Origin of the sequence: Chloroflexus sp. MS-G (assembly GCF_000735195.1) — a bacterium.
Lineage (GTDB): Bacteria > Chloroflexota > Chloroflexia > Chloroflexales > Chloroflexaceae > Chloroflexus.
Genome location: NZ_JPIM01000074.1, coordinates 1 through 23,503 on the forward strand (window position 1 = coordinate 1; position 23,503 = coordinate 23,503).

21 protein-coding genes are annotated in these 23,503 nt (G+C 54.5%); 11 read left to right on the forward strand and 10 right to left on the reverse strand.

Going from position 1 to position 23,503, the window contains the following annotated elements; genetic code table 11:
• The first annotated feature begins 214 nt into the window (after window positions 1-214).
• The 5 genes from JE47_RS0113515 to JE47_RS0113535 all read left to right on the forward strand — a co-directional run bounded on the left by JE47_RS0113515 (window position 215) and on the right by JE47_RS0113535 (window position 5,165).
• The gene (locus JE47_RS0113515; RefSeq protein ID WP_031460276.1) at window positions 215-1,036 is read left to right on the forward strand and encodes a response regulator transcription factor; all 822 of its coding nucleotides are present in this window, start codon (window positions 215-217) and stop codon (window positions 1,034-1,036) included.
• 172 nt (window positions 1,037-1,208) lie between these two features.
• Window positions 1,209-3,254 carry a C25 family cysteine peptidase gene (locus tag JE47_RS0113520; RefSeq protein WP_031460277.1) on the forward strand — a complete coding sequence of 682 codons (2,046 nt, stop codon included), beginning with the start codon at window positions 1,209-1,211 and terminating at the stop codon, window positions 3,252-3,254.
• Window positions 3,251-3,994, forward strand: coding sequence for a hypothetical protein (locus JE47_RS0113525; RefSeq protein WP_031460278.1), 744 nt, complete (start codon window positions 3,251-3,253; stop codon window positions 3,992-3,994). Before JE47_RS0113520 ends, JE47_RS0113525 begins: the two co-directional genes overlap by 4 nt.
• A gap of 31 nt (window positions 3,995-4,025) precedes the next feature.
• Window positions 4,026-4,349: a hypothetical protein gene (locus JE47_RS0113530; protein WP_031460279.1), complete on the forward strand. Its 324-nt coding sequence runs from the start codon at window positions 4,026-4,028 to the stop codon at window positions 4,347-4,349.
• Window positions 4,350-4,709: 360 nt separating this feature from the next.
• A complete protein-coding gene (locus tag JE47_RS0113535) occupies window positions 4,710-5,165 on the forward strand; it encodes a SufE family protein (protein WP_031460280.1) in 456 nt (151 codons plus the stop codon).
• Here JE47_RS0113535 and JE47_RS0113540 read toward each other — a convergent pair.
• On the reverse strand, window positions 5,162-5,362 hold the full coding sequence (locus JE47_RS0113540; RefSeq protein WP_031460281.1) for a hypothetical protein: 201 nt from the start codon (window positions 5,360-5,362) through the stop codon (window positions 5,162-5,164). The genes JE47_RS0113535 and JE47_RS0113540 overlap by 4 nt on opposite strands.
• Window positions 5,363-5,508: 146 nt before the next feature.
• On the opposite strand from JE47_RS0113540, the gene JE47_RS0113545 reads away from it, so the two are divergent.
• Together JE47_RS0113545 and JE47_RS0113550 are read left to right on the forward strand one after the other, a co-directional pair.
• Window positions 5,509-6,981: an aldehyde dehydrogenase family protein gene (locus JE47_RS0113545; RefSeq protein ID WP_031460282.1), complete on the forward strand. Its 1,473-nt coding sequence runs from the start codon at window positions 5,509-5,511 to the stop codon at window positions 6,979-6,981.
• Window positions 6,982-7,416: 435 nt separating this feature from the next.
• Window positions 7,417-8,361: an MBL fold metallo-hydrolase gene (locus tag JE47_RS0113550; RefSeq protein WP_031460283.1), complete on the forward strand. Its 945-nt coding sequence runs from the start codon at window positions 7,417-7,419 to the stop codon at window positions 8,359-8,361.
• Window positions 8,362-8,416: 55 nt separating this feature from the next.
• Here JE47_RS0113550 and JE47_RS0113555 read toward each other — a convergent pair whose 3' ends face one another.
• From JE47_RS0113555 to JE47_RS0113580, 6 genes are all read right to left on the reverse strand, one after another.
• Window positions 8,417-9,607: a M20 metallopeptidase family protein gene (locus JE47_RS0113555; RefSeq protein WP_031460284.1), complete on the reverse strand. Its 1,191-nt coding sequence runs from the start codon at window positions 9,605-9,607 to the stop codon at window positions 8,417-8,419.
• Window positions 9,573-11,141: a PAS domain S-box protein gene (locus JE47_RS0113560; RefSeq protein WP_051871160.1), complete on the reverse strand. Its 1,569-nt coding sequence runs from the start codon at window positions 11,139-11,141 to the stop codon at window positions 9,573-9,575. Before JE47_RS0113560 ends, JE47_RS0113555 begins: the two co-directional genes overlap by 35 nt.
• Window positions 11,142-11,344: 203 nt before the next feature.
• Entirely contained in the window at window positions 11,345-11,977 is a 633-nt protein-coding gene (locus tag JE47_RS0113565) for a glucosaminidase domain-containing protein (RefSeq protein WP_031460286.1), read from the reverse strand.
• A 17-nt stretch (window positions 11,978-11,994) separates the two neighbouring features.
• On the reverse strand, window positions 11,995-14,172 hold the full coding sequence (locus JE47_RS0113570; RefSeq protein ID WP_031460287.1) for an HD family phosphohydrolase: 2,178 nt from the start codon (window positions 14,170-14,172) through the stop codon (window positions 11,995-11,997).
• Between the two features lie 22 nt (window positions 14,173-14,194).
• On the reverse strand, window positions 14,195-14,746 hold the full coding sequence (locus JE47_RS0113575; RefSeq protein WP_031460288.1) for a GatB/YqeY domain-containing protein: 552 nt from the start codon (window positions 14,744-14,746) through the stop codon (window positions 14,195-14,197).
• Window positions 14,747-14,770: 24 nt separating this feature from the next.
• Complete coding sequence (locus JE47_RS0113580) at window positions 14,771-15,400, reverse strand: guanylate kinase (RefSeq protein WP_031460289.1); 630 nt, start codon at window positions 15,398-15,400, stop codon at window positions 14,771-14,773.
• A gap of 60 nt (window positions 15,401-15,460) precedes the next feature.
• Here JE47_RS0113580 and JE47_RS0113585 point away from each other — a divergent pair, with 60 nt between their 5' ends.
• The 3 genes from JE47_RS0113585 to JE47_RS0113595 all read left to right on the forward strand — a co-directional run bounded on the left by JE47_RS0113585 (window position 15,461) and on the right by JE47_RS0113595 (window position 17,917).
• The gene (locus JE47_RS0113585) at window positions 15,461-17,203 is read left to right on the forward strand and encodes an Rqc2 family fibronectin-binding protein (RefSeq protein ID WP_031460290.1); all 1,743 of its coding nucleotides are present in this window, start codon (window positions 15,461-15,463) and stop codon (window positions 17,201-17,203) included.
• A 91-nt stretch (window positions 17,204-17,294) separates the two neighbouring features.
• Window positions 17,295-17,531, forward strand: a complete 237-nt coding sequence (locus JE47_RS0113590; protein ID WP_028458476.1) for a ferredoxin — start codon at window positions 17,295-17,297, stop codon at window positions 17,529-17,531.
• Between the two features lie 176 nt (window positions 17,532-17,707).
• Entirely contained in the window at window positions 17,708-17,917 is a 210-nt protein-coding gene (locus tag JE47_RS0113595) for a hypothetical protein (RefSeq protein ID WP_031460291.1), read from the forward strand.
• Here JE47_RS0113595 and apaG read toward each other — a convergent pair.
• Window positions 17,909-18,328, reverse strand: a complete 420-nt coding sequence (gene apaG, locus JE47_RS0113600; RefSeq protein WP_031460292.1) for a Co2+/Mg2+ efflux protein ApaG — start codon at window positions 18,326-18,328, stop codon at window positions 17,909-17,911. The genes JE47_RS0113595 and apaG overlap by 9 nt on opposite strands.
• Window positions 18,329-18,455: 127 nt before the next feature.
• Entirely contained in the window at window positions 18,456-20,837 is a 2,382-nt protein-coding gene (locus tag JE47_RS0113605) for an alpha/beta hydrolase family protein (RefSeq protein ID WP_031460293.1), read from the reverse strand.
• A gap of 119 nt (window positions 20,838-20,956) precedes the next feature.
• On the opposite strand from JE47_RS0113605, the gene JE47_RS0113610 reads away from it, so the two are divergent.
• Window positions 20,957-22,348, forward strand: a complete 1,392-nt coding sequence (locus JE47_RS0113610; RefSeq protein WP_031460294.1) for an LCP family protein — start codon at window positions 20,957-20,959, stop codon at window positions 22,346-22,348.
• Between the two features lie 101 nt (window positions 22,349-22,449).
• On the opposite strand, the gene JE47_RS0113615 is transcribed toward JE47_RS0113610, so the two are convergent.
• Complete coding sequence (locus JE47_RS0113615) at window positions 22,450-23,253, reverse strand: [LysW]-aminoadipate kinase (protein ID WP_031460295.1); 804 nt, start codon at window positions 23,251-23,253, stop codon at window positions 22,450-22,452.
• Window positions 23,254-23,503: the final 250 nt, after the last annotated feature.

Genomic DNA, 23,503 nt, shown 5'->3' on the forward strand with positions numbered 1-23,503 from the left:
GCGCACCCAGGATGTCCGCGCTCCTGGTGCTTCGTCGGGGTACCGCTACTGTTTCATCGTCCGGTCTCGAAGGCGACCCGAAATTGAGAACGCTGAAAATCTCTGGATACGGTACCGATACCGTTGACCATGCTATCAGCTCATGTTATGATATGCCAATAATTATATAATTCCAACTAACTGTAAGCGTAATCAAGATGGAGTGCAAGGTGATATGACTACCCAGCCGCGTGTGTTGGTAGTTGATGATGAGCAAAATATTCGCCTGACGCTACAGGCATTGCTGAGCCGGGCCGGTTATGCCGTCACGACGGCTGCAACCGGTGAAGAGGCAGTAGCCCTGTTTGAACGTGAACCATTCGATCTCATGCTGGTCGATCTACAAATGCCCGGCATGAAAGGGATGGAAGTAGTAGCAAAAGTGCGGGAAGCCGGCCACGACGCCATCATCATTGTCTTAACCGGCCATGGCTCGCTCGATTCGGCCATTGAAGGCATTCGGTTTGGTATCTTCGACTATCTGCTCAAGACCAGCGATCCGAATCAAATTCTGGCCCGAGTGGCTGCCGGGCTGGAAGAACGTGCGGCACGACGCCGCCAGAGTGATTTACTCGATACTATCGGTGCAGCAGTGCAAGAATTAACCGGCGGGAAAGTGGCATCGTCGGTGGCACCGGTTCAGCCCTCGGCAACTCCTCCATCACCTACACCGACACCCGAACCGACTGGACGCATTCTGACCATTGGTCCGTTAACGCTCGATACATGGCATCAGACGGCAACATTAAACGGTCGCTCGCTCAACTTGACGCCAACCGAATTTCGCTTACTCCTGTGCCTGGCCGAGCACGCCGGTCAGATGTTGTCGTATACGCAATTGGTGCGTTGTGCCCAAGGCTACGAAACAACCGAGCTTGAGGCGGGTGAGTTGATCAAACCGCACATTCATCACTTGCGGCAGAAGATTGAACCCGAACCCAGTGCCCCGCGCTATTTGCTGAATGTGCGCGGTAAGGGGTATATCTTGCAGATTTAGCCGGTCGCCGACGCAATATCATTCGTGTTTCCGCAGAATCGTACCCGATCTCATCCGGCATAATCACCTGGCCTGTGCATCAGATGCGGGATGTTGACTCGCATCTCAGGTCAGTGGATCGTATATCTCTAAATCGCCGACTGTCAGTGGTCATCGCTAACAGGACATCAACATGGCCGAAGATTGGCTCTACTTCAACGGTGTGAACGCAAGTCGGGGAGAGTATGCCCACGAACCGATTCCTGTGCGTGAACTGGCCCGTTTGATACTCGGCGAACGACCATCACCCGACCGCATCGATCCCGATCCCGAACAGCGGGCTGCTCTGCGTGAACGGTATCTGGCCGACGTGACAGGCGCGTTTCGGGTCAAAGAGGGCGTTGACCCCACCAATCTGGCTCAGGCTGGGTGGGGAATCATCTTTCCGGCAACATTCGATCCTGCACCGATCCGCGAGGCATTGAGTGAATTGCTGAACTGGCGCCGTGTCCAGGCCGGGCCACGGTATCGCGAATGTAGCGGTGAACGGGGGTATCGGCCCGGCGAAAGTAAAGCCGCGTTTCTACGACGGCAAGGGGCAGCAACCAGTGGTCCGGTTGATCCTGAGCGGTTTCCCTACTACCTCTTGCTGGTTGGCTCACCCGAAGACATTCCTTTCCGTTTTCAGTATCAGCTCGATGTCCAATATGCGGTCGGGCGTATTCATTTTGCAACCCTTGATGAATATGCAGCATATGCCCGCAGCGTCGTAACGGCAGAACGGAACGGTATTACGCTCCCGCGACGGATCGTGTTTGCTGGCGTGCAACATCCCGACGATGTGGCAACTAGTCGCAGTTTACAAGGATTGGTACAGCCGCTCGCTACTGAGTTGGTTGGTCATCCGCAACGTGGTGAGTGGGAGATTAGCACCCTTAGCGGCAGCGACGTCACAAAAGAGCGGCTCAGTCAGCTTCTCCATAACGAACCGCCGACACTGCTCTTCACCGCCGGTCACGGGGTTGAGTTTGAAGCAAACGACCCGCATCAGCTATACCATCAAGGCGCAATACTCTGTGCCGACTGGCCGGGGCCACAGGCCTGGCGACAGCGTCCGATTCCGCCAGCATTCTATCTTGCTGCCGACGATATTGCGAGTAACACCTCGCTTCACGGCGCTTTTGTGTTTCAGTTTGCCTGCTTCGGCGCCGGTTGTCCACGAGAAGATGATTTTCCCCATTTACGCGGAACCCGTTCGGTGATCGCAGCCAAACCGTTCGTTGCTGCCTTGCCAAGACGTTTGCTCAGCTTACCGCGTGGTGGTGCGCTGGCATACATTGGTCACGTTGAACGAGCATGGACGTTCTCGTTCAGTGATACCCGCGGGGGTCGCCAAATCGAGACCTTCAGCAGTACGTTGCGTCGGCTGCTGTTTGCCGGTGCCCCGATTGGCTATGCACTTGAGTTTTTCAATGAGCGGTATGCGGAACTGGCAACGGTCTTGACCGAAGATATTGAGAATGCGCGTTGGGGCCAAGCGATCGATCCGATAGAACTTTCGACACGCTGGACGGAACATAACGATGCGCGGAGCTATATTATTCTTGGCGATCCGGCAACCCGTCTGTGCCGACAACAAGCAACTGAGGCGACGGATTCCCAATTACAACTGACGATGCAACCTTCATCTTCAACAAAAATAGCCCCAATTGCAACACCTTCGCCGATCGCTACCGAATCGGTCGCCACACCACCATCGAGCGCTGCTCAGCCGGTGACACCGGTACCGGCTGGGAGCCTGCCACCTGAAACTCCAGTTATCCCGGTGGCATTGCCCGAAGTCGGAGCCAGTTTTGGTCTGTTTGGGAATAAGCCGGCCGAAACGATGCAAAAACTCTCAACTGCTTTGCAAGAGTTCGGTGAGCGCCTGGCAACGACCCTCCAACAAGTCATCGCCGATGCCGCTCATTTGGAAGTTGAGACGTACACGACTGACGCCCCTGAAACCATTAACTATCGACAGGGAGATTTTCGCGGCGCCAGCTTACGCGCCGTAACCCGTATGAGTCTCGATGGCGACACTCAGGTATTGGTACCAACCAACGCCGAAGGAATTGATGAGCGTCTGTGGGCTATCCACGTCAGTATGGTGCAACAGGCACAGACGAATCGGGCCGAGATGGTACGGGCCATTGCTACAGCCGCAGCCGGCCTCTTGGGCGTCTTGCAAGGCAAATGAACGCTGTTTTTTTCGTAATCGAACCATCACCAACCGTTGTCACGCCTCCCGGCCCCTGGCAACCGCTGGTCAGCGGCAATGCGTTTTCAACAGATGATCAGCCTGATGTCATCTGGCAGGCACGATTACCAGACGATGCGTTGGCAGCACAGAGCGCAATACGCTCGGCAATGAGCCAGCTCGATGCTCAAGAACATGCGCTGGCGACCGTCGAGCAACGTTTACGGCAAGTTGTTGATGGAGCGGTCAGTTTTGGCACAACACTGCCCCTTGCTGAACAGCATCTGCTCGCTTGGGTGTCAATGGGAGAGCAACCGCCTGGCGGGGCAAGTTTTGGTCTGCGCGATGAAGTGCAAGAGCGCTGGCAGGCAGCGCAAGAGCAATTCATTGCTCTGAGTACTCAGGTCTGTGAATCGCTCAGATCGTATGCAACCGTCGAAACTATTCACGGATCGCGTCTGATTGCTCGTACCAGAGTCAACTGGTTTGGTGACGTACAATCGTGGTTGGTCACCGACATCACTCCAGTACAGGCTACCCTCCATCACCAGACCTTGACCCTCGCCCTGCGCTCGCGAGCTGCCCTTTTGCGCATCATTGGCCTGGTTGGACGCGGAGCGGCGCTGATAGCTACTATGGTTGCGTCACCGATCAGTGCGCTCATGGCATTACCGGCGTCGTGGCAATTTGTCCAAGAGATACTGGCCGAAGTTCAACAATCAATGGTATCATCCACATGACACTCCCACGCTGAAGATGAGGAGAATGTGCATGGCAGGCGAATTGGAGAACTCGATCCGTAGTGCAGCGGCAAAGGTTGCTGCTTACGTTGCCGATGCTGCGGTGATGGAAGTAACAACCTCTTATAAGGTTGTTGGCCCAGCCGCCACTACCGAAGCAGAACGACCGGCAGCTAAAACGATCATTCGGCTCGATGGTGATTGTCACACCACAGTACCAATGCGTGAAGGGCCAGGAGGGATGCTGGAAGTTGATAGTGGTCTGTTCGAGATTCATCAGGCAAATGTGGCGACTGCCACCGAATATCGGGCGCGCGTGTTAGCAGCGTTGATTGGGCTTTTGCAACGCAGGTAACAAACCAGGGATTTTCAGGGTTTTGAGCCACAGGTTCCATACAATGACTGAACTGCTCTACACCAGCGCTGCCGACAATCCGCGACTCACGATCATTCTCTGAGAGCGCACGATGCTGGACAGCGTCAGGCAGGATACAGGTGGAACCAGCATCGCTCCTTCTCGATATGGAACTGGGGTCTGGACGCAGAGGACCGTCGGAACAGCGAGTCGCACGCGGGTCGGGTATCCAATCCTGTCGCTGACGCTTTTTCTCTCCTTATCGCACCACGGTCGGAGAGGGAAAGCAGGTTGAAAACTGCTAACGGTGCATAATGGTCTTCTATCGCACTGATATTTGAGCATTACCGGGGTAGTCTTATGAATGAACAAACCTTCATCCCACCAAGACTGGCTGAAATCGTCGCTGAATTTCGCACTGCCGGTCGTGAAGAGAAACTGGAATTATTATTGGAATTTTCTGAGCAGCTTCCGCCCTTACCTCCCGACCTGAAAGACCATCAGGGTATGGAACAGGTTCACGAATGTATGTCCCCCGTCTTTGTTGTCGCACAACAAGAGGGCGAACGGATCGTCTATCACATTGACGTACCGCCTGAAGCACCAACCATCCGCGGTTTTGCTGCTATCTTACGAACAGGACTGGAAGGGTTAACACCTGCCCAGGTACTGGCGGTGTCGAGTGATTTCATCCAACAGATGGGGCTGCATCAGGTGCTCAGCCCACAACGGCTCAATGGCATCAGCGCACTTCTTGTCTATCTGAAACGTCAGGCACTGCGTCTGATCGAGCACGCTGAGACGGGCAAGCACTAAACCCGCGCACTGCGCAGGGCCTGGGCAATGGTGTTGAAGACCACCGCCGGTCGGCGACCATCGGCAATACCGAGACGGTAAAGTAATGCACGACGATAGACATGCGGTGAAGACGGAGCCAATCGGCAACGCCGACGACGCCCGTAACCGGTTGTGAGCGCGTGTATTTGTTCATCGGAAAAGAGGCGGATGATCATTTGACATCTCCATCATTTGTGCACTAGCTCACAATCTTACCAATACTATAGGAATGACCAGGCGCCTCGTCAAGTCGATCATGACGGAAATTTCCTGTGCAATTATTGTCAATACCCTAAACACAGACAAGAGACAAGGAGGTTCTATGCCATCAATGCTCATTAACGGTCAATGGCAGGCTGCAATGCAGGGAGAGGTCTTTCCCGTACACAATCCGGCGACCGAAGAGGTGATCGATTATGTGCCACGGGCAACTGCGGCCGATGCCGAGCATGCGATGATTGCCGCTGAACGAGCATTTCGCGAGTGGCGAAAAGTCACTGCCCACGACAAGGCGCACATCCTGCACGAGATTGCGCATAAGATGCGTGCGCACGCCGAAGAACTGGCTACGCTGCTGACCCTTGAGGGCGGAAAGCCGTTGGTCGAAAATCGCGACGAAATCGGCTGGTGTGCAGCCTGCTTCGACTACTACGCAGAATTGCAGCGCAATACTCGTGGCCGGGTGATCCCATCGGTTGAGCCGAGCCAACTGGCCATGGTGTTGAAAGAGCCATACGGCGTTGTAGCCGCAATTGTCCCGTGGAACTATCCATTGTTGTTGATGTCGTGGAAGGTCGCACCGGCATTAGCAGCGGGAAATACAGTCGTTCTCAAGCCGAGCGAAATGACCCCGCTGGCAACATTACGTTTTGCCGAGTTGTGTTGTGATCACGTACCACCCGGCGTACTCAATATCATTACCGGCTTTGGTGATGTTGGCCGTGAGCTGGTCGTCAGTCCGCGTACACAGATGATAGCCTTCACCGGTAGTTTCGCTACCGGGCGTGAGATCGCTCGCCTGGCGGCCGAGCGCGTCAAGAAGACTCACCTTGAGTTAGGTGGCAAGGATGCGTTCATTGTTGCCGAAGATGCCGATCTCGATGTCGCAGTACCCGGTGTGGCCTGGGCAGCGCTCCTGAATGCAGGTCAGGTATGCACCAGCACTGAACGGGTGTACGTCCATGAGTCGATTGCCCGCCCCTTTACCGAGCGTCTGGTAGAGTTTGTGCGCTCGTTGCGTCTGGGGCCTGGAATGGACCCCGATACTGACATTGGCCCGCTTATCGGCGAGAAGTACCGGGCGAAGGTCGAAGATCACGTCGAAGAGGCGCGGTCACGGGGTGCAACGATCCTGACCGGCGGACGACGGCCACCTCAGTTTTCACGGGGCTTTTTCTACGAGCCAACCGTCCTGACCAATGTTGATCACAGTTTCCGTATTATGCGTGAAGAGACGTTCGGCCCAACGATCCCAATCATGACCTATCGTACCTTTGACGAAGCTATCGAGCTGGTCAACGATTGTGATTACGGCTTGGGCGCGAACCTCTATACCAACGACCCCCGTAAGGTCAAGCAATACTATGAGGAAGTCAAAGCTGGTACGTGTTGGGTCAATGATCCGCTCACCGACAACGATGCCGGTCCATTTGGCGGAATGAAGTTTAGCGGTGGCGCTCGTGAACTGGGTGAAGAGGGATTAGAGGAGTTTCTCGAAACAAAGCACGTCCACTGGGATTTCACGATGGTGCGGAAACCGTGGTGGTATCCGTATGGCAAAGGGAAGCAATCATAGACGTTAAGAGAGACGTGAGGCGCGAGCGCCTCACGTCTCAGGTGCTCAAAGTCGTTGAGGAGCACCGATCATGCCCACTATTGTGCGAAGAGGTGGCTTACACTCCTTGCCCTCTCACCTTCCTTCTATTCGCCTGAGAGGCAAGGATGGGTGCAAAGGGGATTCACCGCCGTTCCACAGCAGACGACGAGGGAGGGTGCTGTGAAAGCATTTCTCCCGTTCTCTTCTCATTTCTTGTGCCGCTCAGCGAGCCAGCGGCCCGTGCTCTCAGGGGAATGGGGGTAGGACGGGGCATCATCATAAGCAGATGTCAGGGAATGTGCAGACGTTCACCGAGAACTACGTCAGATTTGTCAGACGATCACTTACCGTATGTTACAATGACATCCACTGCTATTTGCCGGACACGTGGTTGAAAGGCTGATCGATACAGGTATGGAAATTTACCCTACTCCGCATAACGTCGCGTTGATCGATGTGCATCATCTTGGCCGTTCACATGTGATTGGTACCTTCTTATTACTCGGCGATGAACCAGCGTTGGTCGATCCGGGGCCGGCCAGTACAATCCCTGCGCTGCGGGCAGGATTAAGTAGCTATGGCTTAACCGTTACCGACTTGCGCGCCATCGTGCTGACCCATATCCATCTCGATCACGCTGGAGCAACTGGCTTACTTGTCGCAGAGAACCCGCATCTGGTCGTGCACGTCCACGAACGGGGCGCCCCTCACCTGATCGATCCGTCGCGGTTACTGAATAGTGCTACGCAGCTTTACGGCGATCGGATGGCAACCCTGTGGGGCGAAGTGCGCCCGATTGCTGCTGAGCGGATTCGCACCTATACTGGCGGCGAGACATTATCGCTCAGAGGACATCTGCTACGCGCTTTTGATGCTCCTGGTCACGCCAAGCATCATCTCATCTGGCTCGACGAAGCAAACGGTGCAGCATTTGTTGGTGATAATACCGGTGTTCGATTGCCAGGAGTACGGATGACGCGGCCGGCCACTCCGCCACCCGATGTTGACCTCGATGCCTGGGCACAGACACACGATCTCCTGGAACAGTTACGGCCACAATGGTTGTGTCTGACTCACTTTGGCGCTTACGATGATGTTGCCTTTCATCTGACCGACGCTCGTTTGCGGTTACGTCAATGGGCCGAAATCGTCCGCCAGAGTCTGCTGGCCGGCCACGATGAAGCAACCGGCGTGGCTGCGCTGGAAAAAGCACTGGCCCTTGAGGCAGCTACCCTGTCGCCCTCTGAGCAGACGGCAATCCTTCAGCAGACTGGGCCGCTGATCTTGAGTTGGCGGGGATTGGCCAGGTACTGGCACAAATCCGGTGCGTTAGACAAGGGGCATGTTGCACAGAACTGAATCCGGCAAACGTACCGCGCCCGCAAGTCTTACCTGCGGGCACGATACTGACATCCTATAACTTCACCTCGCCGCGCAAGAAACGCAATGCTGTTTCGGCCAGGATCGCAGTTCCAATCGGCAATGCGCGTTCATCTATGTCGAAGATCGGGGTATGGTGGCCTCGCACAATCCCGTCATCGATAGCTGCTCCTAGCATCAACATTGCGCCAGGCGCCTGCCTGGTCATGTAAGCAAAATCTTCTGCCCCCATGCCGGTACGCGAGCGGTCAATCGCCTCAGGGCCGAGAAAATCACCGGCCACGTTGCTCATCCACTCCGCAACGCGCTCATCATTCCAGCCAGCAGGATACCCACGGGTAATGGTCACTTCAGCACTGCCACCAAACGCTTCAGCCACGGCAAACGCCCGCTCGACTTCACGTGCCAATTTCGCCCGCACCTCTTCACTGAAACTGCGGAGCGTTCCTTGCACAAAAATTTCGCTCGGTATCACATTTGAAGCGTGACCACCACGCACGGTTCCAACACTCAGAATCGCTGGCTCCATCGGATTAATCAACCGTGAGCGAATCCCGAACAGCGCATTCAACACGTGTGACAACATAAAGACCGGATCGGTGCCGAGATGGGGGTACGCGCCATGACCACCGGTACCGCGGATATAGCCCTTAAAATCATCCACTGCGGCTGATGTCCAACCACCCCGAATGGTCACCTGACCAACCGGCAGCGTGGAGTCAACATGCAGTGCAATGACGGCATCAACTCCTTCCAACGCGCCCTCCTCGACCATCCGCAGACCGCCACTCTTCACCTCATCGTCCCAACCCTCTTCAGATGGTTGGAAAAGGAAACGCACCCGACCACGCAGATGTTCAGCCGCAAAGCGTTCACGCAAGAGATGGGCAGCGCCAAGCAACATCGCAGTGTGCGCATCATGACCGCAGGCGTGCATCACACCTGGATTCGTGGACGCATAAGCAACCTGATTCTCTTCCTGGATTGGCAAAGCATCCATATCGGCCCGAATCGCGATCACCGGACCATCGCCATCCCCTAGCTCACCGATAACACCGGTCTTAGCAACACCGGTTTTGACAGTAATCCCGCCAATTTCGTGAAGCGTATCGGCAACTAACGCTGCCGTGCGATGTTCCTGGAAACCGAGTTCGGGATGAGCGTGAATGTCGCGGCGAATGCGAATGATCTCATCTGCCAAAGCCTGCGCTCGTTCGAGCATCATAGTGATCTCCTTGTCTGACACGTTGCACTGCGGATCGCGCACGAGATTGACGGCCAAGCGCATACATAACGCCGTCTTGCAGGGTTGCCAGTGTGCGAATATGACTCAAATCGAGTCCCAATCCAACGATAGTTTGCGCAACCTCTGGGCGGATACCGGTCAACAAAACTTCTGCCCCCAACAGACGCACCGCCTGAGCCGAGCGTAAGAGTGTATTGGCAACCTGGGTATCAACAACCGGCACACCAGTGACATCGAGGATCACTATCTGCGCACCGGTTGTATTGACGCCTTCCAGTAAGGTTTCGATGACCTGTTGCGCACGGTGGCTGTCGATACTTCCGATCAACGGCATTGCAATCACCCCGTGCATAATCGGCACAATCGGGGTGCTCAATTCGCGGAGGGCAGCCTGTTGGGCGGCAATGATCCGTTCGCTCAGTGCCTGACGTTCTTCGGCGGCCTGGCGTTCGGCGGTGACATCGCTAATGAAGCCTTCAATAGCTTCCAGTTCACCATCATCATCGAAAACACCAATGCCACGTTCCCACAACCAGCGGATGCTGCCATCGGCATGCCGGATCCGGTACAAGACCTCAAACTGACGGCGCTGCGCAAGAGCCGTTTTGACACTTTCGCGCACCGCATCGCGATCTTCAGGAAGGATCAAGTCACCAAAATAACGACGCGGTGGCTGATTGCCAACAGCGATAAAATCGCTCGCTGGGTAACCGGTGACAGCAAGCACCCCTTCACTCATAAACTCTGCTACCCAGCGCTCCTTTTTGTAGACCCGATAGGCAATACCGGGCAAATTACTCATGAGCCTCGCAAGACGCTGCTGACTTTCGCGTAACGCCTCTTCGGCACGAATTTGTTCGGTAATATCCTCGGTTTGCGAAAGCCAACCGGCGACTCGTCCGTCAGGGTGGTACAGGACAGCGTTGTACCACTGACAGATAATAATCCGGCCATCTTTCGTAATATTGGCATTGCGACTATTCTTTGCCTGGCCACTCAGTAATGCGCTGACAACCTCTTCAACCTGTTCGCGAGCAATATTAGGTACTAGGAGTTCAATGGCATTCTTTCCAATGGCCTCTGCTGCACTCCAACCAAAAATTCGTTCGGCTGCCGGGTTCCAGCGTGTGATTATCCCATGCTCGTTCGCTTCTAGTGTTGCCAGCGGTGAAGTGAGAAAACTCTGTTCAAGGCGCTGATTGAGCATATGCTCGCGACGTAGGAGGGTCTCTTCCTCAAGAATTAATTTCTCCTGCGCCTGCGCGACAATATCTGCAATTGGCCCAGCAGCATCAGGGTGATCGGCCAGAAGCGTCGTAGCCTGACGACGAACAGCATCGAGTCGGCGAAAACTGGCGCTGATCGAGCCATTTGATTGAACAATCGTCAAGAGATGAGAAGGGTCACCGGTACTGAGTGAATCGGCTAGTGCGACGAGCAGTGGCCGGTCGGCAGATGGGGAAGAAGTGCTACGTGCGCGTAGCATGTCGGCAATCGCAAGAGGTGATGTCATAGCAGGTACGCTTCTATCGCTAGCTGAATGCTTATGTGTAACAAGTATCGTTAGTATAACATAACTACCAAAACTGGGTTTTTGAGCAAGCGCTGCAACGAGAGCACTGCCTGAAGGAGAGAGAGCACGACGCCCCAGATATTGGTTCGTCGTTTCGCCGCAAACGAGGAGCTTGATCAGCGATCGGGATGTTCAGATCGGCTCTACGTCAGGGGAACTGCCAGAATCTGATTCGCAATCCGCGCAATCGCTTCACCGTAATTATGGCCGGGATTGGCCCACCCGGCACCCTGCGCACCGAGTGGATTATGCGCACGCCCCAATTGCTTGATCGTGCGTGCGCTTCCCCGGAAAGCCCGTGGGAATGGGCGATGGCTGAGCGCTTTGGCAATTAAGGCACGTTGCGGCGATGTTTCACTTCCTTCTGGCAAGGCATACGCTAACAAACGACCTACTTGAGCCGGAATTGCATCGTCAGCCCAGGTCGCAAAACTTAGCCCGGCTTCCCAACGCTGGCGTTGTGTGTTGTATGCCCATCCACGCAGATCGGCCGGTTGCTGCGTCTGCCACTGACCGGTAACTCCAATTCCCGCCGGGTTGCGTCGTGGTCGCTGGCTCCAGAAACTGGTTAAATTGCCAGTCTCGTGGATCATCTGAGCAACAGCGATCAGCGGATCAACACCTACCGGTAGACATATCTTCACGTATGCCGGAATAATTACATCGGCAATATCCTTTTCAGTATATTCACCATGCGGTCGGCTCAGAATGTAACGACTCATCTGATCCATTGCCACGGTTTGCGGGCCAAGAATTGGGCTATCGGCGGTATACATCACAGGCTTGCTCCTGCTCAGTTGCGGATAAGCGATGGTGCATAATCAACTCGCGGATGATAGATCGATTGCAAATTGTTGACGAAAACATCCTTGATCTGCCGTAATTCGCGCATCGTCAGCGGAGCATCATTGAGTTCTCCTTCGCGCACACGAGCATCAATAATCGATTGAACCAGCTCATCAAGGGTGACTATCCCATTAGGTGTACCTTCGGCAGATTCGTTGTTCCGTCTGGCAATAAGTTTCCCATGTTGAGCCTTCGCCCGCACCGTCGCCTCTACCGAGTCGGCTAACATCAAGATGGCTTGTTCGCGAGTTTGGGGGCGTGGGCCTGGATAACGAAAATCACGTTCATCAACGTGATCGTACCGCTGCAAAGCCAGTTGATAAAAATGGCGTACCAGACCGGTACCATGGTGCGTTGCGATAAAATCGATAATCTGTTCCGGCAGTCCGGCAGCGCGTGCGATTTTGATCCCCTCACGGACATGGTCAATGATAATTTGTGCACTGGTATAAGGATCAAGATCATCGTGCACGTTTTCGCGGCCCATTTGGTTGTCGGTAAAGAAAGCCGGACGTATCGTCTTCCCAATATCATGGTAGTAAGCCGCCACGCGGAGCAAGAGAGCATCGGCCCCGATCGCCTCAGCCGCAGCCTCGGCCAGATTCCCCACTGCAACGCTATGATAATAGGTGCCTGGTGCTTCCCGAATCAGTTTCCGCAGCAACGGTCGTGATGGATGCGCCAGCTCCATTAATTGTAATGCTGTGACCTGCCCGGCCATCCGTCCGACAACGTTAAACAGGCCAAACGAGAGGATGGTGGTCAACCCGCCGTTGACGACAGCCGCCAGGAGGGTTGGTAACATCCAGCCGCCAAAACCGTTGATGGTAAAGATAGCCTGTTGATTGAGCCAGAACGTAACTTCAAGCCCGATCACCGTTGCGGTCACACCGAGACCGGCAATGAGAAACGAACGCAAGCGATCGGCACTGCGGGTCAGTAGCACAGCGCTGGTACAACTGGCAAAGAGCGTAGCGGCCAGGGTCAGATCATTCCCTTCCATCACGCCCACTACCAGCGCGGTCAGTAAACTGGTAGCAAAACCTATCTGACCGCCAAAAACAACCGTCGTGACCACTGCCAGAACGGCCAACGGAAAGAAAACCGGCCGTGTATCAGAGATCAGCAACATTAGACGTGCAAATACCAGCGTTATGATGATACTACTGCTCAAAACAAAGAGAGAACGGTGATGTGTAGCAATTTTGGGCTGAAACACGTGAAGATAGCCGATAATCCCAGCGACAAGCATCGCTGCCAGCAAAGCCTTGCCGAGCAATTCAGACCATCGCAATGGTCGTGGCATTGCCCCGGTAGCCTGAAGTTTTTCGATATGGGCTGGAGTGACAATCTCACCGGCACGGATGATCATCTCGCCGGCCAGCACCTTGACTTCAACCGGCGCTACCTGAGCTTGCGCGTTTGCCCGGCGCTCTTCGGTAGCGGCGGCATCCAGAGTACGATTGACCCGGAGAAACGCAGCCGTCATTGTTTGGGCCAGCTCACGCTGAGCCTCATCCAGCGATGTCGTTGCCAGCCAAAAACTCAGCCAGCGCTCGCGGAGCTGGTTGAGCGCCCGTTCATCAATCGCGTAATCGTACCGTTCGATAGCCCGGTCGTACAGATTAAGGATTGTCGTGCGTAGTAATGACCATGCTTCATCGTCGAGTTCTAGTATCAAGCGTGCCTGTTCGTTCGTGAGCTGGACATTAGCACTCGGCAGCTTGCTCAGTGCGCGGATGCGCTCGGCTGCGGAAAGTGTCGGATCGGTACGAATCCGACCGATGGTTTCAAGAAGGCTAAAAAGTTGTTGGCGTTGCTCAATTGGGATTTGAGGGTCGTTGAAGTAAACCAGGTTGTCAGGGTTGTTGGCAGCCTGTGCCCGACGTTCAGCAGTCAGCACCTCACTGGTATAGATAACATCGGTAGGCGAAGAAATGCTCAGCGGACTGGGCTGACCGACCTGTAAACCACCGGCATCGGGCAGTCTGAACGACAGGACTGCCCAGATTCCCGCCCAGAGTAAAAGCGCCGCCAGAAGGAGCCGTATCTGTCGACGTGAAAACGACAGCCATTGTAGAGGTACAAACCAACGGGATAACCGGCGGTAAGAAAGAGCTTTCATAGGCGTACTCAACACTGTAGCCTTACCCGGTACTCAGTAGTTCACGGGCCACCTGACTCAGGATGCGGTTCTCGGCTCGACCCTTAAACCGTTCGAGGAGTACCGGCATAACCTTACCCATTGCTGATGGGCCACTGACCCCTAGTTCAGCAATCACCGCTGCCACTAGTGGTCGCAATTCTTCAGGGCTGAGCATCTTAGGCAGATATTCGCTTAAGACGGCGATCTCAGCCTCTTCAGCAGCGGCCAGATCGGTCCGCCCGGCTTTCTGATAGATTTCTACCGCATCACGCCGACGCTTAATCTCGCGGGCAATTACTGCCTCTTGTTCAGCCTCGCTCAGTGCAGCGTGGCTATCAATCGAAAGGTTCGCTTTGGCAGCCTCAATCGCCGCCGGATCACCAGCATATCTGGCCTCAATTTCGGCAACTGCGGCATCAAAGCGCTGCTTAGCAGCGTCGAGTTGCGCAGCCTGAAGCGCAGCCCGCGCCGCGCGAATCGCGTTCACGCGCACCTTGTCACCAGCACGCATCGCATCTTTCAGATCGTTTGCCAAACGTTCCTGGATATTCATTCGCTGACTCCTTGTACGCTCAAACTAGAGGGAAATCCGTCGTGGATAAACGCGCGCTTTCTCGGCACTGATAATTGCGCGAATCTGACCAACCGTTTCATCAAGGCGGTCAGCATGATTGATAACCACGTAATCGAAGTTAGGTAACTGAGCCATTTCATCGTTGACCATCGCCAGACGCCGTTCGATTTCATCCGGCGATTCGGTACGTCGCAATAACAGACGGTGACGGAGTTCATCAATCGAGGCCGGTGCCAGAAAGATGAAGACAGCTTCTGGCGCGAGACGCTTAATGGTTGCCGCACCATCAACATTGATACGCAGGATCACATCCCGCCCACTTGCTATCGCCTGGCGAATCTCGAACTTAGGAATACCTTTATACTGGCCGTACACCTCAGCCCATTCCAGTAATTCGTCATTCTGGATCATCTCACGAAAGCGCTCAGTCGTCACAAAATGATAGTCAACGCCGTCAATCTCGCCCGGACGTTGCGGACGACTGTTCGCCGTCACGACAAAGTGAAACGGAAAACCCAACTCTCGCATCCGCATCAGAACCGAGTCTTTACCTACCCCGGATGGCCCTGAAATGACGACGAGTAGCGGCTGTGGTGGTTTACCCTGTAATACCGGATTAAGCACCTGTTCCATGCCTGCGCCTGCTTGTGGTATCCTGCTGATGATATTGTGTACGTCTTGTGTTGTAACCGTATGTACTTCGATGCTCTGACATTAGCTGCCGTCGTGGAAGAATTACGCACTACGGTGCTCTACGGACGGATTCAGCGCGTTGTTATGGTTGGACCTCTAACCATTGGATTAGAGGTGTACCGGCACGCCCGGCACTATTATCTGCTGGCTTCAGCCGATGCACAGACTGCGCGAATTCATCTGATCAGTCAACGACCGACACGTGGCGTTGACGGTGAAACGCCCTTTCTCTTATTGTTACGCAAATACGTGCTCGGTGGTCGCATCATCAATATTGAACAGCCTCCCTATGAGCGGGTTGTTTTGTTCAGTATAGCGAAACCAATGGAGTCGCGCAAACTGACATACGACCGCGATGAGTTGGTTGACGATGTTGACGACGATGACTCGGCATCGGTTGACAGCATGTACCATTGCGATCTGGTGGTAGAACCACAAGACCGGCGGAGTAACATCATCTTAGTTGATGATAATAACACTATTCTCGATGCGATCAAGCGGGTTTCGCCCCGTATGAGTAGTCGAGTGATCTTACCGCGACAGGTGTACACGTTACCGCCGGTTCCTGACAAACGTGATCCGTTACGAGCCACCGCCGCCGAGATTGCAGCGTTAACAGGTAATGATCCGGTAAAGGCCCTGGTCAGAGCGTATCGGGGTGTTTCGCCACAAATTGCCCGTGAAGTATTGACCCGAGCATGCGGCTCGATTCCGCAATCAACTCAGCAATTACCGGCGTATATCGTAGCTGCCCGTTTACGCGAGATATTCGCCGAACCGCCAGCGCCGCATCTAATCAACGATGAGCAAGGTCCTATCGGGTTTGCGCCGTATCATCCCATCCATCTCCTCAATGCAACATCCATGCCTAGCATGAGTTCCGCACTTGAGGCCTTTTATACTGCCCGGCAGCAACCATTGGGACGTGATCGGCGACGTGAAGAGTTGCGAGAACGACTTCTCGCCAGCCGTGAACACATCGAGCGCCAGCGTGATCAGATTGCTGCTGAGCTGAGTCGCGCCGCCGAGCTAGATCGCTTACGCTGGGAAGGCGAGATGATCTTCGCCTTCCTCCATCAGTTGTCGCCACGAGCCAACGAATTAATCGTAGAGGGAGAGCGCATCGTTCTCGACCCAAACCGGTCACCTATCGAACAGGCCCAAGAGCGTTTCAAAGCGTATGAAAAGGCAAAAAGCGCTCGTAGCATCCTGCCCGAACGATTAGCCGAGACCGAAAAGCGCCTGGCTGGTCTCGATCAGTTGCTCGCCTTGCTAGAAATTGCCGATGAATCGCATCAGATCGATCTGATCGCAGTCGAAGCGGAAGAGGCCGGTTATCTCCGTCCTTCAGCGACGCGCCGTCCTGCTTTGCGGTCACGGCCATTACAGATACGCTCGAGTGATGGTCTGCCGATCTATATTGGCCGCACTGCCCGACAGAACGACGAAGTAACCTTTCGTATCGCCCGCCCAACCGACTGGTGGTTACACGCTCGCCAGATTCACGGTGCCCATGTCATTATTCGCGCCGATAATCCGCCGCAACAGACGATCACCGAAGCAGCAGCACTGGCCGCTTATTATAGCCAGGCCCGTCATGATGCAGCTGTAGAGGTTGATCTCTGTCGGCGTCGAACCGTTCGTAAGATCCCCGGCGGTCCGCCAGGGTTGGTCAGTTACCACCCTGAACGTACCTTGCGCGTCAAACCACAACGTTGTGGTGAAGTGGTACAAAAGTGGTAGACGGATCAATTCATCTGTAGTAGTCTGAAACCAAACAACCATTGTTCCGGTTGCATCGGTGGTCGAAGTGTAAGTCAGGAAGGAGACATCTGTGCCATACGTTATTACTGAGCCGTGCATCGGCACGAAAGACGCCTCGTGCGTGGCGGTCTGTCCGGTGGATTGCATTTACGAGGGTGACGACCAGTATTACATCAACCCCGACGAATGCATTGATTGTGGCGCGTGCGAACCAGAATGCCCCGTCGAGGCTATCTTCGCCGATGACGCCGTGCCAGAGCAGTGGAAGAGCTACATCGAGAAGAATCGCAAGTTCTTTGAGGGATAAGCGGTCAGGCGTTCGTAGGGGCGGGTTCTCCCCCCTACGAACGTGTCGTGAAGATAGAAGGTGCGTGATGAGAGGAAGAGGTAGCGATGGGAAACTCAACATCTGCCACCACCAGACCTGATCTGGCTCGCAAATGGAGGTTATCGCTGCCATTCTTGCCCAGAAAGTCCTCTGCTATGAACCAAGACCATTCATCGAGCTGGCAGCGTCGCCTCCAGGCACTGCTGGACGTACAACTGGCCCGTTTCCCCTGGATTATCCAGCTCCGTGCTACCTTACGACTGCTCCGCGAAGAGCGGCGCGACTGGCCCTGGCTGCTGCCATTGCTGGTCGTTGTCTTTGTGAGCACATATCGACGTGAACGAGCACGGCGTCGTTTATCGTAATAGGTCATCGTCGTCAATCATCTCAACATCAGCGATCAGATCAAAGCGCGGAATACTGGCAGCAAAGGTTTGGTTGTCGGGGGTGCGAAAGAAGTATTCTCCCTCCATCCATCCTCGTGGTGACTTAAGCACGCAGAAGCTTTGGTATTCATGCACATCACCAGGGCCAAGGATCGGTTGTAAACCGACAACCCCATCACCCACAACTTCTTGCTCTTCACCACAGGAGTCATAGATCAACCAGCGCCGGCGCATCAATTGCGCAGTACGTCGGCTAATGTTTTCGATCCGTACCTCGTAGGCAAAGACATAGCGCTGCAACGGCGGAAACGAGTGTCCCGGCAAGTAGAATGGGCGAACACTAATGCGCATTCCTTCGCTCAGACGATAATAAAATGGTCGTCGTATCATTGTCGTTATGCCGAATACAAACGAGATAGTCCTTCAAACGATCAGATGAAGATGACCAGAGTGCACGCACCTCTGGCCCGCCTTACGCAAACCTGGGTGCGCGCACATCCAGCTCGCCTCAATCCGCCTACTTCAAATGAGACCGGAACCAGGCAATCTGCTCTTGAGCAGCATAAAGCTGATTTTCCTTCATTGACAAACCATGACCCTCGTAGACAAAGCGTACCATTCGCGCTGGAACGCCACGGTTGACCAGTTGCAAATGGAAGTTCTCGTTCTGCACAATCGGTAAGAAATCATCGGTCCCGTGGAAGGTCAGTACTGCCGCTTTCACACGATCAGCACCATAACTCGGCGAGTCGTTGATGTATTCACGAAACGCCTTGTACGGCGGCAATCCCTCCATATATGGTACCAATGGGCCATTGCCTAATGTCCAATCACTAACCAGATCGATAAACGCGCACTGCGGATTGGCCGCAGTATACAGATCGGGATAGCGTACAATGCTCTGGAGCACGAAGTAGCCTCCATACGAACATCCGGTAATTCCCACCTTACCCCGCGCTGTCCAACCACGGGCAATCGCTTGTCGCACAACCTCGGCCTGTTCGTCAATATCGATCTGCCCGAAATTTGCCCGATCAACCAGCGAATTAAAGACTTCCGGCGTGTAGCCGTGACGACCGGCGAGCGGGGTGATCAGCAGCGCGAATCCGAATGAAGGAAGTAAGGCATACGGATTTTCGACATTAGCCTGCCACTGATTGATCATTGGTACATTCGGCCCACCCTCTTGCCAGACGATCAGGCGAACATTGCGCGGCGGAAACGGCGCATCCGCTGACTGAATCAGGGTCCCGACCCGCACCTGCCCGTTTCGCAGAGTAAAGGTCACTGGGTCTTGCCGTAAATTGGCCTCACGGCGCAACTCTTCGTTATACCAGGTCAGGCGCGCCAGCGCACTCCCATCCCAGCGCAAGCGGTAAATATCTGGCGGATCAGTGTATGAGGTATAGGTAAAGACAATCTGACGGGTACGGCTGCTGGTAGCGACAACATTGTAGTAGGCACCGGCACGGTCGGCGAGATTGCGTAATTCGCCGGATACGCGGTTGTAGTAATACGGATGACGGTTGCTGCCAACGACCCCGCGCACGATAATCTCATCAGGACTGACAAAATCGGCGATGCTAAATGCGAATGCGACATTACCACCAGAGAGCATTGGGTGACTGAATGTTCCGGTATGACGGAATTGACCATCGCTTCCCCGGTCATAAAACCGAAAACTAGTACGGGAAGCAAAACGCGGGTAATACACCGGATGGGTGCGCCCCTGTAAATACGCCGGATGATGGGCCTTGATCAGCAATGCCTGACCGCTAGGCGCCCAATCATGGGCTTCGAGGATCGGTGCACCGGGCACAGGATCGGGCCGAATCACCTGGGTTTGACCGCTGACAGAATCAATAACGTAAGTGTTATTGTTCTGAATGATCGGGTTCTGGGCCGGAGGCAGATTACCGGTCACGTCACGATACAACTCTTCGGAGAAGAGCGAACCAGCATAAAATCCACGTCCTTCAGCATCGGGAACACCAACAAACGAAACGGCAAGATTCTTGGAGTCGCTTGTCCAGGTTTCACCGAGTAACGAAGAAGCGTAAGGGATGCTGGTGATGTATCGTTCGCTCCTGGTAGTCGCATCATAGAGGAAAAGATCATATGGAGCACGGGTAACTTCAACCATATTATCTTCAGCCTGCTGCTGGAAGAGAAATCGGTGCAAGAGCTCGGAACGCCGTTGACGCAACAAATCGACACGCCGCTGAACTCGTGCTGGCAGTTCAATGCGATTGACGCGCAGCGCAATCGGTGAAGGGAGACCAAGCGTATGCCGAACGGTAAATGGCTTGAATGCTTCAGACTGAGCAGTATCCGGCTGTGGTGGTTCACGGAGGATAAGCCAGGTGGTCAGGTTTGGCGCAACTGAGACAATCCCGATATTTTCGTCGGGAATAGCAACCGGCTGCGTCGTAATAGCTCCGCTATACCGATCAATGGCAAGCGCGACAAAAGCGTCTTCATTACCGGACGCGAAGAAGTTTATCGCCAGTACACCCAGAGTACGCTCATCTTGCCAGCTAAAACGACCGAAGCCGAAGAACGGCAACGGAACAAAGAAGTCAAACACGGTAGTATCAACCGCAACGGTATCACCGGTTTCGATCTCAAGAAAGGCAATACCGTCCGCCGAACCGATCAACACTGCACCATCGTCAGGACTGATCCCACTTAACGCATTTGGATACTTTGCATCGTTCTGCAGACGATCAATACGTTCGATTTCTTCATCACTGAGCAGGTTCGGGGGCAGGTCTTTTTCATCACCAAATTGGTCAACATTTACGATATTATTGCGAATTGGCGCAGCAACGACAGGTGAAACCAGCCCGACGAGAGCGACCATCAATCCGATCCACCACACTCGGCGAGAGTGTCGCATTCATTTCTCCTTAATCTAAATCATGAAAAAGTGTATAGCGCCACGTTTTGTATCATAGCATATTGATCGGCGCAATGGTATATTATGGGTGTACTCTCAATACCTTTCATGGCATCCGTATGAACTGTAATGAAGCACGTGCCCTGCTGGCCGCCGGTATTCGTCCAGGCGCTGCGTCGACTACCAGACTCCGTTTGCAGGTTCACCTTAACCATTGTCCGACCTGTCGCGCAATCTGCGAACAGACCGATCAGGAGTTGCTGCTCCACTTACTAACGACCAGTCCGGTTCCACCTGAGCGATCATCTAAACTTCGTCGGCCAGGACGTATGATGCTGCTGGTACTGTTGGTGTTGTTTGCTGGTTGGCTAGGTTTTCAGACCGGTCGCGTTGTGCTGGCAGCAATAACCATCCGGCAGAGCCTGGTGGCGATGCAACTACCGACGACGGCTGCTACTCCGACTCCGGCAATGGCGATGGTTGCATTCACAATGACACCGGTATCTCTGCCCGCGCCATCGGTGACCGCACAACCTCAACCCACGATTCATCGACCGGCCGATCCAACGGACGAGACCGCGACATTGACCCCGACCTCGTCTGTGCGTGATGTAGCAGTGGCTCCCTCGATAACCCCAATCCGTTTGCCGGGCATTGATGGTCGGATACCGGTACCGACATTGATGCCAACTGTTGGGGTAAACATACCGGCAAACGAGGCAATCCATATTCTGTTGCTGGGGAGTGATCGGCGGCCTGGCGAGAGTTGGGCTACTCGCACAGATGCCCTGATGGTTGTGCGGATCGAACCGGCCAACCGCCGCGTCGCATTGCTGTCGATACCGCGCGACCTGGTGGTTGAGATTCCCGGCTACGGCTATGGGCGCATTAATAGTGCCACGGTCTACGGTGAACAGAATCCGGCTCTCGGTGGGGCTGAGCTGGCGCGTCGTACTGTATCGAATCTCTTGGGAATACCGATCAACTACATTGTATGGGCCGATTTTACTGGCTTTGCAGCGGCAGTCGATGCGATTGGGGGGATTGAAGTCGAACTGCCACAGCCGATCTACGATCCTGCCTACCCGACAATGGATTATGGGATCACAACCGTCTACTTTCCCGCCGGCAAACAGTGGCTCAATGGCGATCAGGCATTGATACTGAGTCGCACCCGCCATGCCGACAGTGCATACGCCCGTGAAGCCCGTCAGCAAATGATCGTGATGGCGATTGCCCGACGCATCCGAGAACACGATCCGGTGCGTCAGGTCGAACTGGCAGCATTGGTTACTTCGGCCCTTCGCCCGCATATCCGTACCGATCTTAGTGCCGACGATCTGTTGGGGCTGGCCTGGTCACTACGTGACCTCGACCTGAATGCAGTAGAGCGCTTTGCGATTGGGCCAGACGAAGTAATCGAGGGTTTGATAGCCGACGATCCATATGCTCTGACCCCGCGACCCAATGCAATAGCCGCTGTGGTACGGGCGTTTGTTGGCAGAAAATAGGGGTAAGGCGATCAGGACAGGTGGCGAAGCCACTCTCGCCACACCGATAACAGGAAGCATTGCCAACGCGGCACGCTGCTTATCGTCGGTAAACGGTTATCTCAAACGATGTGGGTACCGCCCCCATTCAGTGCCTGACTGATACAGGCCGGTATGCGGGCATCGGCCAGAATGACACGCTGCACACCGCCAACCAGTGCTTCTTGAGCGCCGAGCAGTTTCTTTTTCATCCGACCAGCGGCATACGCCATATAAGCTTCGAGTTCAGTGCGCGGAATATGAGTGATCAGCGATGACTCATCGGGAAAATTGCGCAGCAAGCCCGGCACATTTGAAAGCAAGATCAACGTCTGGGCATGCAACGCCGCAGCAATAGCAGCGGCAGCGCGATCACCATCAACATTCAACGCTTCACCGGCAGTTGAGCAGGCCAGCGGAGCAATTACCGGCAAATACCCAGCATCGAGGAGTGATTGTAACAATGTGCTGTTCACTTGCTCGATAGTTCCGGTCCAGTCGTCACGCAGAATCATCTGCCGTCCCTGTTCGATCACCCTGATTGTCGACTTTCGCTTTCCAGACAGAATGCGACCATCAAGCCCACTGAGGCCGAGAGCCATTACCCCCCGCATCTGCAAGCGTTCAACCAGTTGCTTATTGATCAGGCCAGCAGTCGCCATCATAAAAATCTCGAGCGTTTGTCGGTCGGTATAGCGACTGGTGTGACCACCCGGCGACATCACGAATCGCGGCGGATGACCCAGTGCTTCACCCAGACGATTGGTCTGATCCGAACCTCCATGCACAAGAATGATACGCTCGTTGTGCTGCCAGCGTCCGGCAATATCATCACAGAGGGCATCGTAGTCGTTTCCAGCGCTACCACCGACCTTTACCACAAGCATTGTATTCCTCCTGAGCGATAGCGATGTAAAATACAGAACGTTACGTATTCTACCCTAACTCTGGAAGTGCCACTGTCAGCAGAAGATAAGTGAGAGAGTGATCAGAAACTCGTGATTTTGATCGTGTGCTTAGCAGGGGCGATCCTGCGCCTACATCTTTCAACGATACCGCGTTCACGATCCCCCCTCTCCCGCAGCGCGGGAGCGGGGCTGGGGGTGCGAGCGGCCCGCAGCTCTGTCTTTCATCGCG

Coding starts and splice junctions, on each gene's coding strand:
- JE47_RS0113515 (WP_031460276.1), top strand. CDS start 215: ATGACTACCCAGCCGCGTGTGTTGGTAGTTGATGATGAGCAAAATATT.
- JE47_RS0113520 (WP_031460277.1), top strand. CDS start 1,209: ATGGCCGAAGATTGGCTCTACTTCAACGGTGTGAACGCAAGTCGGGGA.
- JE47_RS0113525 (WP_031460278.1), top strand. CDS start 3,251: ATGAACGCTGTTTTTTTCGTAATCGAACCATCACCAACCGTTGTCACG.
- JE47_RS0113530 (WP_031460279.1), top strand. CDS start 4,026: ATGGCAGGCGAATTGGAGAACTCGATCCGTAGTGCAGCGGCAAAGGTT.
- JE47_RS0113535 (WP_031460280.1), top strand. CDS start 4,710: ATGAATGAACAAACCTTCATCCCACCAAGACTGGCTGAAATCGTCGCT.
- JE47_RS0113540 (WP_031460281.1), bottom strand. CDS start 5,362: ATGATCATCCGCCTCTTTTCCGATGAACAAATACACGCGCTCACAACC.
- JE47_RS0113545 (WP_031460282.1), top strand. CDS start 5,509: ATGCCATCAATGCTCATTAACGGTCAATGGCAGGCTGCAATGCAGGGA.
- JE47_RS0113550 (WP_031460283.1), top strand. CDS start 7,417: ATGGAAATTTACCCTACTCCGCATAACGTCGCGTTGATCGATGTGCAT.
- JE47_RS0113555 (WP_031460284.1), bottom strand. CDS start 9,607: ATGATGCTCGAACGAGCGCAGGCTTTGGCAGATGAGATCATTCGCATT.
- JE47_RS0113560 (WP_051871160.1), bottom strand. CDS start 11,141: ATGACATCACCTCTTGCGATTGCCGACATGCTACGCGCACGTAGCACT.
- JE47_RS0113565 (WP_031460286.1), bottom strand. CDS start 11,977: ATGTATACCGCCGATAGCCCAATTCTTGGCCCGCAAACCGTGGCAATG.
- JE47_RS0113570 (WP_031460287.1), bottom strand. CDS start 14,172: ATGAAAGCTCTTTCTTACCGCCGGTTATCCCGTTGGTTTGTACCTCTA.
- JE47_RS0113575 (WP_031460288.1), bottom strand. CDS start 14,746: ATGAATATCCAGGAACGTTTGGCAAACGATCTGAAAGATGCGATGCGT.
- JE47_RS0113580 (WP_031460289.1), bottom strand. CDS start 15,400: ATGGAACAGGTGCTTAATCCGGTATTACAGGGTAAACCACCACAGCCG.
- JE47_RS0113585 (WP_031460290.1), top strand. CDS start 15,461: ATGTACTTCGATGCTCTGACATTAGCTGCCGTCGTGGAAGAATTACGC.
- JE47_RS0113595 (WP_031460291.1), top strand. CDS start 17,708: ATGAACCAAGACCATTCATCGAGCTGGCAGCGTCGCCTCCAGGCACTG.
- apaG (WP_031460292.1), bottom strand. CDS start 18,328: ATGATACGACGACCATTTTATTATCGTCTGAGCGAAGGAATGCGCATT.
- JE47_RS0113605 (WP_031460293.1), bottom strand. CDS start 20,837: ATGCGACACTCTCGCCGAGTGTGGTGGATCGGATTGATGGTCGCTCTC.
- JE47_RS0113610 (WP_031460294.1), top strand. CDS start 20,957: ATGAACTGTAATGAAGCACGTGCCCTGCTGGCCGCCGGTATTCGTCCA.
- JE47_RS0113615 (WP_031460295.1), bottom strand. CDS start 23,253: ATGCTTGTGGTAAAGGTCGGTGGTAGCGCTGGAAACGACTACGATGCC.